Source organism: Streptomyces sp. NPDC088730, assembly GCF_044751215.1.
GTDB lineage: Bacteria > Actinomycetota > Actinomycetes > Streptomycetales > Streptomycetaceae > Streptomyces.
The window spans coordinates 13,792-28,032 of sequence record NZ_JBIVLK010000014.1 but is presented as its reverse complement, the minus strand read 5'-3'; the positions used below and the strand labels follow the sequence as shown (position 1 = coordinate 28,032).

At 72.4% G+C, this 14,241-nt stretch carries 12 protein-coding genes; 4 read left to right on the top strand and 8 right to left on the bottom strand.

Going from position 1 to position 14,241, the window contains the following annotated elements:
* Positions 1-37 precede the first annotated feature (37 nt).
* From ACIP89_RS30535 to ACIP89_RS30525, 3 genes are all read right to left on the bottom strand, one after another.
* Positions 38-1,807 carry a glycosyl hydrolase family 18 protein gene (locus ACIP89_RS30535; RefSeq protein ID WP_402117718.1) on the bottom strand — a complete coding sequence of 590 codons (1,770 nt, stop codon included), beginning with the start codon at positions 1,805-1,807 and terminating at the stop codon, positions 38-40.
* A gap of 248 nt (positions 1,808-2,055) precedes the next feature.
* Entirely contained in the window at positions 2,056-4,485 is a 2,430-nt protein-coding gene (locus tag ACIP89_RS30530; RefSeq protein ID WP_402117717.1) for an ABC transporter, read from the bottom strand.
* A gap of 157 nt (positions 4,486-4,642) precedes the next feature.
* A complete protein-coding gene (locus ACIP89_RS30525) occupies positions 4,643-4,858 on the bottom strand; it encodes a dodecin (RefSeq protein WP_402117716.1) in 216 nt (71 codons plus the stop codon).
* Between the two features lie 200 nt (positions 4,859-5,058).
* Here ACIP89_RS30525 and ACIP89_RS30520 point away from each other — a divergent pair, with 200 nt between their 5' ends.
* From ACIP89_RS30520 to ACIP89_RS30510, 3 genes are all read left to right on the top strand, one after another.
* Positions 5,059-6,315 carry an extracellular solute-binding protein gene (locus ACIP89_RS30520; protein WP_401924789.1) on the top strand — a complete coding sequence of 419 codons (1,257 nt, stop codon included), beginning with the start codon at positions 5,059-5,061 and terminating at the stop codon, positions 6,313-6,315.
* A gap of 182 nt (positions 6,316-6,497) precedes the next feature.
* On the top strand, positions 6,498-7,367 hold the full coding sequence (locus ACIP89_RS30515) for a GNAT family N-acetyltransferase (protein WP_402117714.1): 870 nt from the start codon (positions 6,498-6,500) through the stop codon (positions 7,365-7,367).
* A complete protein-coding gene (locus ACIP89_RS30510; RefSeq protein ID WP_401924784.1) occupies positions 7,364-8,296 on the top strand; it encodes a lysophospholipid acyltransferase family protein in 933 nt (310 codons plus the stop codon). The genes ACIP89_RS30515 and ACIP89_RS30510 overlap by 4 nt, the downstream gene beginning before the upstream one ends.
* Here ACIP89_RS30510 and egtD read toward each other — a convergent pair.
* The 4 genes from egtD to egtA are packed head-to-tail and all read right to left on the bottom strand — an operon-like array spanning position 8,239 to position 12,627.
* Positions 8,239-9,201 (bottom strand): L-histidine N(alpha)-methyltransferase, encoded by a 963-nt coding sequence (egtD, locus tag ACIP89_RS30505; protein WP_402117712.1) that lies wholly within the window; start codon positions 9,199-9,201, stop codon positions 8,239-8,241. The genes ACIP89_RS30510 and egtD overlap by 58 nt on opposite strands.
* Positions 9,198-9,953 (bottom strand): ergothioneine biosynthesis protein EgtC, encoded by a 756-nt coding sequence (gene egtC / locus ACIP89_RS30500; RefSeq protein WP_401924780.1) that lies wholly within the window; start codon positions 9,951-9,953, stop codon positions 9,198-9,200. The genes egtD and egtC overlap by 4 nt, the downstream gene beginning before the upstream one ends.
* Entirely contained in the window at positions 9,953-11,314 is a 1,362-nt protein-coding gene (gene egtB / locus ACIP89_RS30495) for an ergothioneine biosynthesis protein EgtB (protein WP_402117711.1), read from the bottom strand. Before egtB ends, egtC begins: the two co-directional genes overlap by 1 nt.
* Entirely contained in the window at positions 11,311-12,627 is a 1,317-nt protein-coding gene (egtA, locus tag ACIP89_RS30490; RefSeq protein ID WP_402117710.1) for an ergothioneine biosynthesis glutamate--cysteine ligase EgtA, read from the bottom strand. The genes egtB and egtA overlap by 4 nt, the downstream gene beginning before the upstream one ends.
* Positions 12,628-12,774: 147 nt before the next feature.
* Here egtA and ACIP89_RS30485 point away from each other — a divergent pair, with 147 nt between their 5' ends.
* Complete coding sequence (locus tag ACIP89_RS30485; RefSeq protein ID WP_402117708.1) at positions 12,775-13,617, top strand: TIGR02452 family protein; 843 nt, start codon at positions 12,775-12,777, stop codon at positions 13,615-13,617.
* Positions 13,618-13,728: 111 nt separating this feature from the next.
* On the opposite strand, the gene ACIP89_RS30480 is transcribed toward ACIP89_RS30485, so the two are convergent.
* Positions 13,729-14,196, bottom strand: coding sequence for a type II toxin-antitoxin system PemK/MazF family toxin (locus tag ACIP89_RS30480; protein ID WP_401924771.1), 468 nt, complete (start codon positions 14,194-14,196; stop codon positions 13,729-13,731).
* Between the last annotated feature and the right edge of the window lie 45 nt (positions 14,197-14,241).

The following is a 14,241-nucleotide window of genomic DNA, read 5'->3' as shown; positions in this document are numbered from 1 at the left end:
CCGGAGCCGGGGCTCCGCCCTCTGGTCGCCTCGTCGGTCAGGACGTCACGGAGAGGTCGTCACCGTAGACCGTGCCCTGTCCGTACCAGCCGTGCAGGTACACCGTCACCGCGCCGCTGGCCCCGGTGGTGAAGGCCACCGACTGCTTGGCGTAACCGCTGGACGAGCCCCAGGTGCTGGCCGTGGCCCCGCCCTTGACGCCGAGGTAGCCGTAGCTGCCCTGCACCCAGCCGCTCAGCGTGTACTTGGTGTTGGGGGACAGCGTCAGCGTCTGCGTGCACTCGCCTGTCTGCGAGGCGGTGGCCGCAGCGGCGAGCGCGTGCGTACCGCCGTGCACCGGGGTGGAGACGACGGAGCCGCCGGACTCACAGGTCCAGGGGCCGAGCGAACCCGTCTCGAAGTCGCCGTTCACCAGCGATCCGGTGCCGCCTCCCGGTCCGGAGACGGTCAGCGTGAAGGCCGCCGAGTGGCTGAGCGTGCCCGCCGCACCGGTCACATTGACCTTGTACGTGCCGGGCGCCGCCGAGGCCGAGGCGGTGACGGTCAGCTTCGACGTCCCGCCCGCGGTGACCGACGTCGGGCTGAGCGTGGCCGTCACACCGGCCGGCGCCCCGCTCGTCGTCAGCGCGACGGTCTTGGCGTTGCCGGAGGTGACCGCGGTGCTCACGGTCGCCGTGGCCGAACCGCCGGGCGCGACCGTCGCGGAACCGGGGGCGACGGCCACCGAGTAGTCGTCCGTCACCGGGCCGGTGCCGCCGCCCGTGGTGAAGGGCGCGAACGTGTGGCTGAAGTACCAGGTGTCCTGCGCGATCCCGGAGCAGGTGTCGCTGCCGCCGGTGCCGGGGCAGCCGCCGTTGTCACGCTGCAGCGCCCAGAACGACAGGGTGCTGACGCCCTTGGAGACGGCCCAGTTGTACACCGAGGTGGCGTCCGCGGTGGTGAACGTCTCGGCGGGGCCGTAGTCGTCGATGCCCGGCATCTCGATGATGCCGGTCATGCCCCACAGCTGGGCCTCGGTCTTCGACGGGTAGAGCTTGGCCAGCTGGCCCTTCAGGCCGGTGATCGCCGTCTGGGTGTCCTGCGCCATGTTGTGCGAGGCGCCGTCGTAGTAGTCGAACGTCATGAGGTTCACGACGTCCACCTGGGCGCCGTTGGTCACCGCGTTCTTGAGCACCGCGAGCCCGCTGGGGGCGAGCCCGCTGGTTGTGGTGGGCAGGGTGTACGAGATCTGCACCGAGCGGCCGTTGGCGGCGGCCCAGTCCTGCACCTTCTTGATCGCCTTGTTGCGGCGGTCGATCCCGGCGCTGTTCTCCAGCGAGTTGTCCTCGATGTCCATGTCGAGCCGGGACACGTCGTAGGTCGTGATGACCTTCTCGTACGCCGCGGCGATGGAGTCGACGCTCGTGCAGCTGTCGGCGATCTCGGTGCCGCCGTTGTCGGCCGCGTACCCGCCGAACGACGGGATCACGTCGCCGCCGCGCGACCGGATGGTCGTGAAGTCGGCGCCGTACTCGGACTGGGCGATCGGCGTACTCGAATCGCCGTTCCAGTACGGGGTGCAGGAACCCCGGGCCTCGGTCTGGACGAAGGCCATGGTCAGGTACTTGGCACCGGACGCCTGTGAGAGGGCGGCCGGACTGTCTCCGTTGTACGCCTCGAAGTACGGGGCGAAGACATGCGCGGGCAGGGGAGTGGCGGCGGTGGCGGTGGCCTGCGCGCCGGCGCCTGATCCGAGGACCAGGCCGGCGGACGCGACGGCCGTGGCCAGGGCGCTCAGGACGGCGGCGACTGTTCTTGGACGTCTCATGGGGTAGCTCCCAGCGGAGTGAGACAACGGGCGGATCGCACGGCTCTGCCACGCCCGTCGAGGGCGTGGTCCGTTCCTGTGAATCCCGGCCGGGGGTCACGTACCGCACGGCGTGGAGCGGCCGTGAGGCATGCCCATAATTGGTCTGGACCAGCTAACTGTCAACGTTCTTTACTGTTTTATTTCCCTTGGGCTGCCCGAACCGGCAACCGGCAGGGCAAATGGGGGAGTTGGGGAGAAAAGAACGGTCAGTCGAGGTGGAGCGAGGCCCGGAGGTACGCCGCCGTCCGGCTGCCCTCCGCCCGCGCCACGGCCGAGGGCGGCCCCGTCGCCACGATCCGGCCGCCCCGGTCGCCGCCGCCCGGCCCGAGGTCGATCACCCAGTCGGCGCCCGCGACCACGGCCATGTCGTGCTCGACGACCACCACGGTGCTGCCCGCGTCGACCAGCCCGTGCAACTGCCGCATCAGGACCTCGACATCGGCCGGATGCAGCCCCGTCGTCGGCTCGTCCAGCAGGTACAGGGTGTGGCCCCGGCGGGCGCGCTGGAGCTCGGCGGCCAGCTTGATGCGCTGCGCCTCGCCGCCGGAGAGCTCGGTCGCCGGCTGCCCCAGCCGCAGATAGCCGAGCCCCACGTCGAGCAGGGTGCGCAGACTGCGTTCGGCGCCGGGCGTACCGGCGAAGAAACCGGCCGCCGACTCGACCGTGAGGTCCAGCACCTGGGCGATGTCCCGCCCGCGCAGGGTGACTTCGAGGGTCTGCGGGTTGTACCGCGCGCCGTGGCAGTCCGGGCAGGGCGCGTACGTACTGGGCAGGAAGAGCAGCTCCACGGAGACGAACCCCTCACCCTGGCAGGTCTCGCACCGTCCGCCCGCCACGTTGAAGGAGAACCGCCCGGCCCGGTAGCCGCGCTCGACCGCCGTGTCCGTCGCGGCGAACAGCTTGCGCACGACGTCGAACAGCCCGGTGTACGTGGCCAGGTTGGAACGCGGCGTACGGCCGATGGGCTTCTGGTCGACCTGGACGAGACGGTCCACCGCCGCCAGCCCCTCGGCCGACGCGCACCCGGGTACGGGCCGCTCGCGAGGCTGATCGGCCTCTGCCTGTGCCGGGGCCCGCCGGTCGGCCAGCACGTCCGCCAGGACCTGCCCCACCAGCGTCGACTTGCCCGACCCCGAGACCCCCGTGACGGCGGTGAACACCCCGAGCGGGAAGGCCGCGTCCACGCCGCGCACATTGTGCCGCTCCACGCCGTGCAGCCGAAGCCACCCGGTGGGCTCCCGCACCTCGCGCACCGGGGCCGGCGCCTCGTCGAAGAGGAAGCGGCGCGTCGCCGACTCCTCGACCTCGGCGAGACCGGCCGGCGGGCCGCTGTGCAGCACCCGGCCGCCGTGCTCACCGGCCAGCGGCCCCACGTCGACCAGCCAGTCGGCCCGCCGCACCACATCCATCTGATGCTCCACGACGAAGACCGTGTTCCCGGCCTCCTTCAGCCGGCCGAGCACCCCGAGCAGCGACTCGGTGTCCGCCGGGTGCAGGCCGGCTGACGGCTCGTCCAGTACGTAGACGACGCCGAACAGTCCGGACCGCAACTGCGTGGCCAGCCGCAGTCGTTGAAGCTCGCCGGAGGAGAGCGTCGGGGCCGTGCGGTCCAGGCTGAGATAGCCGAGCCCCAGCTCGGTGACCGTCTCGATCCGGGCCAGCAGATCGGTCGTCAGCACCCGGGCGGTGTCGCCCCCGCCGGCCGTCGTCAGCGCCTCGGCGAGCCCGGTGAGCGGGAGTCCCGCCAGCTCCGCGATCGTCCGGCCGGCGAAGGTGACCGCCATGGCCTCCGGCCGCAGCCGGCTGCCCTCGCAGACCGGACACGGCTCACTGGTCAGGAAGCGCTCCGCCTTCGTCCGCAGGGACCGGCTCCTGGTGTCCGCGAAGGTGTGCATCACATAGCGGCGCGCGCTCATGTACGTGCCCTGGTAGGGGCGTTGGATCCGGCCCGCGTCACGCACCGGATGGACCGTCACCACCGGCTGCTCGTCGGTGAACAGGATCCACTCCCGGTCCGCCGGGTCGAGCTCGCGCCACGGCCGTGCGACGTCGTACCCCAGGGCGTCCAGCACATCGCGCAGGTTCTTGCCCTGCCAGGCCCCCGGCCAGGCGGCGATCGCGCCGTCCCTGATCGACAGCGAGGGGTCGGGAACCAGCAGCTCCTCCGTGGTGCGGTGCACCCGGCCGAGGCCGTGGCAGCGCGGACAGGCCCCCGCGGCGGTGTTCGGTGAGAACGCGTCGGAGTCCAGCCGCTCGGCACCCTCCGGATACCTCCCGGCCCGGGAGAACAGCATCCGCAGCGAGTTCGACAGTGTGGTCACCGTCCCCACCGAGGACCTGGCGCCCGGCGCGGAGCGGCGCTGCTCCAGCGACACGGCCGGCGGCAGCCCGGTGATCTCGCCCACCGCCGGCGCCCCGACCTGGTGGATCAGCCGGCGGGCGTACGGGGCGACGGACTCGAAATAGCGGCGCTGGGCCTCGGCGTAGATGGTCCCGAAGGCCAGCGAGGACTTTCCGGATCCGGAGACACCGGTGAAGACGGTGAGCGTGTCGCGCGGGATGTCGACCCGAACGTCCTGGAGGTTGTGCTCGCGGGCGCCGCGGACCCTGACGTACGGGTCGTGGGGGGTGGGCATGGGGGCGGGGGACTCCGTACGGTTCGGGGCGGGGCGGTCAGGACAAACAGCCCGATTCTAGGCCTCGGCGGGCCACTGTGCCGCTGGGCCGCGGGGCCACTGGGTGCGGGCGCCGCCCGCGCTGACGGACGCGCGGGCTCGCCGTGCGCGTTCCGGATCAGTCCTTTTCGTCGAGCCGGAAGCCGACTTTCAGGCCGACCTGGTAGTGCTCGATCCGGCCGTCCTTGATCTGGCCGCGCACCTCTGTGATCTCGAACCAATCGAGATTGTGCAACGTTTCCGAAGCCCTCGCGACGGCGTTGCGGACTGCCGCGTCGACGCCCTCATGGGAGGTTCCTACGATCTCTGTGACGCGATACGTATGGTTTGACATCTTATGTCTCCTCTCGCCTCTACCAAGGTGCCCCACCTTGACGGGGTTCGCGAGAGTTGGCGGGGCGGTCGCGCGTCCGGAACCGGCCTTGACCAATGTATTGGTCCATACCAAAATCCAGCCACGCCCGTGCGAGCGCAGCCCGCAGTCCCCCACACCGGGTCCTGGTCTTGTCGTGCCGTTTCGCAGAAGGTGACCCCGTGAAGAACCGCATGCTCGTAGGAGCTGTTGCCCTGATATCCGTAGCCGCACTGGGCGGCTGCGGTGTGATCCCCGGTTCGGGTGGCTCCGACAGCAAGAAAGTCACCATCTGGCTGATGAAGGACAGCGTGAGCCCCGACTTCCTGGCCAAATTCAAGAAGTCGTACGAAGCGGCGCACCCGTCGGTCGAACTGGACTTCAAAATCCAGAGCTGGAGCGGTATCGGGCCGAAGGTCATCGACGCCCTGGGCGGCAAGGACACCCCGGACGTCATCGAGGTCGGCAACACCCAGGTGGCCCAGTACGCGGAGAGCGGCGGGCTGCGCGACCTGACCCTGGAGTCGATGCGGGACCTCGGCAGCGAGGACTGGCTGCCCGGCCTCGCCGAACCGGGCAGCATCGGCGGCGTCCAGTACGGAATCCCCTGGTACGCGGCCAACCGGGTGGTGATCTACAACAAGGACCTCTTCAAAGAGGCCGGCATCAAGTCCCTGCCGAAGACGCGCGCGCAGTGGATCGCTGACAGCGAGAAGCTGAACCGGGACGGCAATCAGGGCATGTACCTGCCGGGCCAGAACTGGTACGTGCTCGCCGGATTCATCTGGGACGAGGGCGGTGAACTCGCGAGCGAGAAGAGCGGCGACTGGAAGGGCACCCTCAACTCCGCCGCGGCCCTGCGGGGCATGGAGTTCTACCAGCAGCTCCAGGCGCTCGGTGCAGGCCCCAAGGACGCGGACGAGGAAAAGCCCCCGCAGGGCAATGTGTTCGCCAAGGGAGATGTCGCACAGATCATTTCCACCCCCAGTACCGCGACGCTGATCGAGAAGGCGAATCCCGAACTCAGGGGAAAACTGGGATACTTCCCGATCCCGGGCAAGACCGAGAAGTCCCCCGGTTCGGTATTCACCGGCGGATCCGATCTGATCGTTCCGGAGAAGGCGCACCGGCGGAGCGCGGGCATCGACGTGATCAAGGAACTGGCCGGCGCCAAGTGGCAGGAGGAACTGGCCAAGGCCATGAGCTACGTGCCCAACAAGACCACCCTGGCCCATGTCATCGAGGGCGAGGAGAGCACCGCCGCGATGGCCGAGGGCGCGGCGGAGGGCCATGCCACCCCCAACTCGCCGCAGTGGGCGGCGGTGGAGGCCGACAACCCGATCAAGCCGTACATGACGGCCGTGCTGCAGGGCGGTGACCCGGCGGCGGAGGCGAAGACCGCCTCGGAGAAGATCACGGGAGTACTCGCGGGCAGCTGACCGCGCGGCCGGCCGGTGCACGGGGCCGGTGCGCACCACGGGATTCAGCCGTCGCACATCCCGGCTCTCCATGGCGGTCACGTCGAATCCAGCCGGTCACGGAAGAAGTAAGGAGCCGGGCTTGCCGCGCCTGCCGCGGCGGCCCGGCAGCCGCCCTTGCCGAACCGTCCCCGGAGACCGTCATGCACGCGCTGCCCACCGCCTCCACCGCCTCCACCGCCTCCACCGCCTCCACCGCCTCCGCCACTTCTGCCGTCTCCGCCCTCGCCGCCGCCCCGCCCGTCGCCGCGCGGCAGCCGGCGCGGCCCGCCGTCCCACCGCGCTACCGGGTCTCCCTCGCCGTGGACCAGGAGGAGGTGCGCGCCGCCCAGCGCCTGCGCCACCAGGTCTTCGCCGCAGAGTTCGGCGCCCGGCTGGAGGGCCCGGAACCGGGCCTGGACAGCGACGCGTTCGACGCGTACTGCGACCATCTGCTGGTCCGGGAGACGGCAACCGGCGACGTCGTCGCCACCTACCGCCTGCTGCCGCCCGAGCGGGCCCGGATCGCCGGACGCCTCTACGCGGAGGGCGAGTTCGACCTCGCCAGGCTCGCCCCGATCCGCGACGACCTGGTCGAGGTCGGCCGCTCCTGCGTCCACCCGGCCCACCGCGACGGTGCCGTCATCGCACTGATCTGGGCCGGCCTGGCCCGTTACATGGAGCGCACCGGCCACAACTGGCTGGCCGGCTGCTGTTCGATCTCCCTCTCCGACGGCGGCGGAGCAGCGGCCCGCGCCTGGGAGACCGTACGGAACAAGCACCTCGCGCCCGAGGACTACTGGGTCTCCCCGCACCGCCTCTGGCAGGCCCCAGCGGCCCTTCCCGGCGGCCCCGGCGGGCTCGCCGCGCTCCCGCCGCTGCTGCGCGGCTATCTGCGCCTCGGCGCCCGGATCTGCGGGGCGCCCGCCCACGACCCCGAGTTCAACGTCGCCGATCTGTACGTACTGCTGTCGCTGCGCGGCACCGACCCGCGCTACCTCCGCCACTTCCTCTCGCTCGCCCCGCAGCAGTGAGCCACTGGCTGCCCGACTCCCCGTGCACCCCGCCCGGCTGCGCGGTCCACGCGGGACCGGCCCGGCACCCGGTCCCGGCGGCGGCTCTGCTGCTGGCCGGATGCGCGCTGACCCTCGCCGGGGTGCTGTGCGCCCCGCTCGCGCTGTCGCTGACCGGTGGGGCACGGCGGGAGTTGCTGATCCGGTGGTGGGCGCACACGGTGCTGCGGGCGTTCGGGGTGCGGGTACGGATCACCGGGCCGCCCGCCGTGCGGTCCGGCACCCCTGCTGTACGGGGCGGCGCGGCGGGCATCGGCGGTGGGCTCCCGGGCGGGCCGGCCGGAGCGGCGGGCATCCGCGCCTGCGCCCCGGGGGTGCTGGTGGTCGCCAACCACGTCTCCTGGCTGGACATCCCGCTGGTCGCGGCCGTCTGCCCCGGCCGGATGCTGGCCAAGAGCGACATCCGGCACTGGCCGGTGCTGGGCCCGCTGGCGGCGCTCGGGGGCACCCTGTTCGTCGAGCGCGAGCGGCTGCGCACCCTGCCCGCCACCGTGCGCGGCCTCGCTGCGGCGCTGCGCGGCGGCGCCCGAGTCGTGGTCTTCCCCGAGGGCAGTACCTGGTGCGGCCGGGGGTCGGGCGGCCGGTTCCGGCCCGCCGCGTTCCAGGCCGCGATCGACGCCGGGGCCGCCGTCCAGCCGCTGCGCATCCGCTACCTGGGCGGCCCGCCGGACCACCGCGCTCCGGCGGGCGCCGCGGCCTTCGTCGGTGACGATCCGCTGACCGTCTCGCTGTGGCGGGTGGTGCGGGCGGCCGGGCTGACCGCCGAGATCCGGGTACTGGCGCCGATCCCGGCGGGCGCGGTGCCCGGCCGCCGTGAACTGGCCGGGCTGGCTCAGTCCGCCGTGGCCAGCGACAGCGCGTACCTGCCCGCGCTGTCCGTCCACCACTGAGTCAGCCGCAGCCCGGCCCCGTCCAGTTCGTCCCGTACCCCCTCCTCGCGGAATTTCGCCGAGATCTCCGTCCGCAGCTCCTCACCGGCCTCGAACGGCACCACCAGATTCAGTTCCGGGATCTTCACGGTGAGCTCCCGGCGGGCCCGCAGCCGCATCTCGATCCACTCCCGCTCCGGATCCCACCGGGCCACGTGCTCGAAGTCGGCGGGCTCGAAGTCGGCCCCCAGCTCCCGGTCGACGACCGAGAGGACGTTCCGGTTGAACGCCGCCGTGACTCCCGCGGCGTCGTCGTACGCCGCGACGAGCACCTCCTCGTCCTTCACCAGATCCGTGCCGAGCAGCAGGCTGTCGCCGGGGGAGAGCAGCGAGCGTACGGACGAGAGGAACGCGGCCCGCTCCTGCGGCAGCAGGTTGCCGATGGTGCCGCCCAGGAACGCGACCAGCCGCGGTCCCGGGGTCCGCGGCAGTGTCAGCGCGCCGGTGAAGTCGGCGATGAGCGCGTGCACGGACAGGCCGGGCCGCTCCTCCAGCAGCGCCTCGGCCGCCCCGCGCAGCGCGCTCTCGCTCACGTCGACCGGCACATAGGTGTGCAGCTCCGGCAGCGCGTCGAGCAGGTGCCGGGTCTTCTCCGAGGACCCCGAGCCCAGTTCCACCAGGGTCCGGGCGCCGGACGCGGCGGCGATCGCGCCGGCCCGGCCGATCAGGATCTCCCGCTCGGCACGGGTGGGGTAGTACTCGGGGAGCCGGGTGATCTCCTCGAACAGCTCGCTGCCGCGGGCGTCGTAGAACCACTTGGGCGGCAGCGTCTTCGGCTGCCGGGTCAGACCGTCCAGGACGTCGGCGCGCAGCGCCGCGGCCGTCGCGTCCACCGGCAGGGTGCGGGTCAGCAGAAAGGGACTCACTCGGCGGGCTCCTTGAGCGGGGTCAGCGATACGTCGGTGCGGGTCGCGGTGAGCAGGGTGCGGTCCGGGACCTCGCGCCAGCGCGGATCGTCGTCGTAGGGCTCCGAGGCCACGACCGCGTGCCGGCCGGGCTCGGACCAGTGCCACAGGGTGTCGCCCCAGGCGGTCGCCACGATGGTGGAACCATCGGTGAGCAGCAGGTTGAGCCGGGAGCCCGGAGCAGCCTCCGCGACCTCCAGCACGGTGTCCGCGACGGCCTGCGGGAGCGCGTCGCCCGCCGCGAGCCGGTGCCGCACCAGGGCCCAGACCAGCGCCGAATCGCAGCGGGCGGCCAGTCTCAGCAGTTCGGCCGGGGGCAGCGTCGCTGCGAGGGGCGCCATCGAGCCGGGCCAGCCCTTCACCGCGCCGTTGTGGCTGAACAGCACCTCGCCCGCGGCGAACGGCGCGGCCGCGGCCTCGCCGTCCGGATCGAATTCGGTGGCATCGCGGACCGCGGCCAGCACGGCACGGCTGCGCACCACCCTGGCCAGATCGGCGAAGGTCCGGTCGCCCCAGACGGGTCCGGGGCGGCGGTAGCGTCCGGGGACCGGGTCCCCGTCCGCGTACCAGCCGACGCCGAAGCCGTCCGCGTTGACCGTCCCGTGCCGCTGCCGGCGCGGCTCCCAGGACTGGCGCACCAGTGAATGCGAGGGCCGGGTCAGAATCTCGCCCAGGCTGATCGGCGGCCCCACATAGGCGATATGACGGCACATCAGGCATCCCTCGCGGTGCGGAACCCCGAGAAGATCTGCCGCCGGACCGGCAGGTCCCAGTTGCGGAACGTGCCCCGGCAGGCCACCGCGTCCACCGCGAACGACCCGCCGCGCAGCACCTTGTGCCCGGGGCCGAAGAACACCTCCGAGTACTCGCGGTACGGGAACGCCGCGAAGCCCGGGTAGGGCAGGAAGTCGCTCGACGTCCACTCCCACACGTCCCCGATCAGCTGCCCCGCGCCGGACGGCGACCGCCCGGCCGGATACGCCCCGGCGGGGGCGGGCCGCAGATGGCGCTGGCCGAGGTTGGCGTGGTCCGATGCGGGGTCCTCGTCGCCCCACGGGTAGCGCCGGGACCGGCCGGCGGCCGGGTCGTGGCGGGCCGCCTTCTCCCATTCGGCCTCGGTGGGCAGCCTGCGCCCGGCCCAGCGGGCGTACGCGTCCGCCTCGTACCAGCTGACGTGCAGCACCGGTTCGTCCGCCGATACCGGTTCGGTCATGCCGAAGCGCCGGCGCAGCCACTGGCCGGCGTCCCGGTGCCAGAACAGAGGTGCCGTCAGCTCGTGTTCACGGACCATCGCCCACCCCTCCGGCGCCCACCAGCGCCGCTCGGTGTAGCCGCCGTCCTCGATGAACGCCCGGTACGCGCCGCAGGTCACCGGGGCGGTGTCCAGGAAGAAGGCGGGCACCTCGCGACGGTGCGCGGGGCGTTCGTTGTCCAGCGCCCATGGTTCGGTCGAGGTGCCCATGGTGAACGGTCCGCCCGGGACGAGTACTTCGGCCGGAAGAGTGGCGGCGTCGGCGGCCCGGGGCGGCTCAGGGGCGGTGAGCGCGGCAGGGCCGGAGCGTAGCTGATGGGTAATCAGCATGGTTTCGTCGTGCTGCTGTTCGTGCTGCGCGATCATCCCGAAGGCGAACGCGGACCGCAGCAGGGGGCGCCCGCCGAGCGGCGCCGAGCCGAGCACGTCCAGCGCCCGGCCGCGCACCTCCGCGGCGTACGACCTGGCCTCTGCGGGGGCCAGCAGCGGCAGCGAGGGGCGGGCGGCCCGGGGGTGCTCGAAGGCGTCGTACAGGCCGTCGATCTCCGGGCGCATCGCCTCCCGCCCGCCCACGCCGCGCAGCAGCCACAGTTCTTCCTGGTTGCCGATGTGCGCGAGGTCCCAGACCAGCGGAGACATCAACGGGGAGTGCTGAGCGGTCAGTTCGTGATCGTCCACGCTGTCGGTGAGCAGTGTGGTGCGCTCCCGTGCGGTGAGGAGCGCGGCTACGGCACGCTCGCGGAGCACCTCGGCGTCCAGCGCCTCGGGTCCGTACTGCGTGCCGGTCCCGTCCTGCGTGTCAGGTGCGGGGGAGTCGGTCATGAGGGGGTCCCCTTCGGGTCGTACCGGCCGTCCGCCAGGTCGGCCGAGAGCGTGGCCCGGAGGTCGTCGGCGGGACATCGGCCCCGGGCGACGTACCGGTCGTGGAAGTCCGCCACGGTGTCCTGCACCGCCCGCGTGGCGCCCATCCTGGGCAGCGCCGCCAGGGCCAGTTCGAAGCAGGCGGTGGCCGCCGCCCGCAGTTCGGGATCGGCCAGTCCGTCGCGGGCGGCGGCGAGCCAGAGCGGATTGCGCGGAGGGGCCAGCGGCCCAGCGGTCTCGGCCAGCGGCTTGACGGTGCGGTACACGGTCTCGGCGGTCTCCGGGTCGTCGAACAGGGCAGTGGTGACCGCGAGCGGCACGAGCCATCCGTCGGTACCGGACTGCGCGTCGATCATGCGCAGCTCAAGGTGCCCGCGCGGACGGACCGGCGGGAACAGCGTGGTGATGTGGTAGTCGAGGTCGGAACGGACCGGGCGCCGAGGCGCCCCGGACCGGATCCACTCCCGGAGGCTGAGCCCCTCGGGCACGTGCCACGGCCCCGTCTCACCGCGGACACACAGGACCGGCGTGTCCAGGACGTACGAGGCCCAGGCGTCCCGGGCCGGCAGCGAGCCGGCCGGGGCGAGCGTGCGCTGCGGGTCGAGATCGGCCCACAGGGACTGGCGCGCGGAGCGCCACGGCGTGGGGCTGCCCTGCCGGAACGGGGAGTTGGCGAACACCGCCACCAGTACCGCGCCCAGCAGATGGGCCATCTGCCAGCGCCGCCCGTAACCGAGCGGACCGGGTTCCTCCTCTCCGGCGTCCAGACAGACCTGGACGGACGCGGTCGTGCACATCATGGCGCGGCCCGCAGGCCCCCACCGGTCCAACGCCTTCTCCATGGCGTCGTAACGGGGTTCGCGCAGCAGCCTGCGCGGCGACTGCCAGGGGTCGACACCGAGCCCGGCGGCGGTGAGGTCCAGCCGGTCGAGCGCGGCACGTACGGCTACGAGATCGTCGGCGGTGTCGTTGACACACGCCATGAGGGAATTGGCGGGGCGCGAGCTGAGCTCCAGCTGTCCGCCGGGTTCGAAGGTCACCGCGGCGTTCAGGGACAGCGCCCGGACGGCCGTTGCGGCCGCTTCGAGACGGTGGTGGGGGACGGGACTGTGCGGGCGGTCGCGATCGTGCAGGAGCCATTCCAGCTCGACTCCCACGATGCGCGGCGGTCCCGTCTTGAAGCAGATGCCGCGCAGCAGATCCTCGGCCTCGCCCTCGCCGAGGGGCGGGGCGTGGCCGGTCGGACCGTGGCCGCCGGACGTTTCGGGTGACATGCCGGGCCTCCTTTGCCGGTGCGTCCGTCCTACCCAAACCCCTGCCGGGAGTTCGCACAAGAGTGCCCCGGCACGTCAGGAACTCGGTTGCGTCCAAACCGCGGGAGCGTCGACCATGCTCCGTATGCACCATAAGGGGGAGGGCCGGTGAGCGCCCGGCTGCGCGCCATCGCGCGAGAGACCGAGGCCATCGTCGAGGCGGGGTCCTACCGCACGCCGCAAGGGCGCGAAGTGAGCATCGAACGGGCGCTGACGGCCGCCCTCTCGGGTACACGGCTGTACGGCCCGGAGCCGGTGCCGGTGGCGTCGCTGGACCACGACCGCACACCGGTCGTCGAGGTCACCGGCGAGAGCAGTCTCCAGGCGGCCGCCCGGATGACCGGCGAACGGCCGGGCAAGGTCGCCGTCCTGAACTACGCCTCCGCCCGTAACCCCGGTGGCGGCTACCTCAACGGGGCCCAGGCGCAGGAGGAGGCCCTGTGCCGCGGCTCCGCGCTCTACGCCACGCTGCGCAGGGCCCCGGAGTTCTACGCCCACCACCGCGCCGAGCGCAGCCCCTTCTACACCGACCGGGTGATCCACTCACCGGGCGTGCCGGTCTTCCGCGACGACCGGGGCCGGCTCCTCGACACCCCGTATCTGGCTGGATTCCTCACCTCGCCCGCGCCGAACGCCGGGGTGATCCGCCGTACGGACCCCGGCTCGGCCCACCTCGTCGGGGCCGCGCTCGCCGCACGGGCCGAGCGGGTGCTGGAGGTCGCGGCGGTGCGCGGATACCGCAGGCTGGTGCTGGGGGCCTGGGGCTGTGGTGTGTTCCGATGCGATCCGTTGGAGGTGGCGGGCGTGTTCCGCGCTCTGCTCGCCGATGAGGGCCGGTTCGCGGGCCACTTCGAGCAGCTCGTCTTCGGCATCCTCGACCGCGACGGCGAATCGCCCACCAGGGCTGCGTTCGATCAGGTGTTCGGAACTACGGGTCAACCCTCACCCTGACGTTGAGCCATAGGCTTCGACGTCATCCGGCACGGCCCGCCTGGGCCGTTCGGGTCCGCGGCCCGGCACGCTCGCACGGGGACACCGTGGAGGTGGCGGGCCGCCGCACCCTCACCCCCAGCCGTAGAGCACCCGGAGCCGCTCGGCGACCAGGTCGAACCTGTCCCGGTCCAGGGCACACGCCTCGCGCCGCATCCCGACCTCGTGCACCCGCAGCACCCGGTCCAGGTCGACCCAGGACGGCCGCCCCGAGCTGTCCCAGGGGCCGGCGCCCAGCGCCACCCACTCGCGGTCCTGGTCGTGCTGCTTGCTGGAGAGCTGTACGGCGAGCAGGGTGCCCGCCTCCTCACGTGCCACGACGAGAACCGGACGGTCCTTGCCGCGCCCGTCGTTCTCCTCGAACGGCACCCAGGTCCAGACGATTTCGCCGGGGTCGGGATCGCCGTCCCGGTCGGGGGCGTACGTGGCGCGGACCGGGCCCACCCCGTGCGGGTCGGCCTCCGCGGTGGCGCCGGGGCCGGTGCGGCCGGGAGAGGCGGCCGAGCCGTCATTCATTTCGCTGCGGTGCTGGATGGTCATCGCAACACCGTAGAACCCGCACGGCCCCTCGCGTGGAGCGGGTCC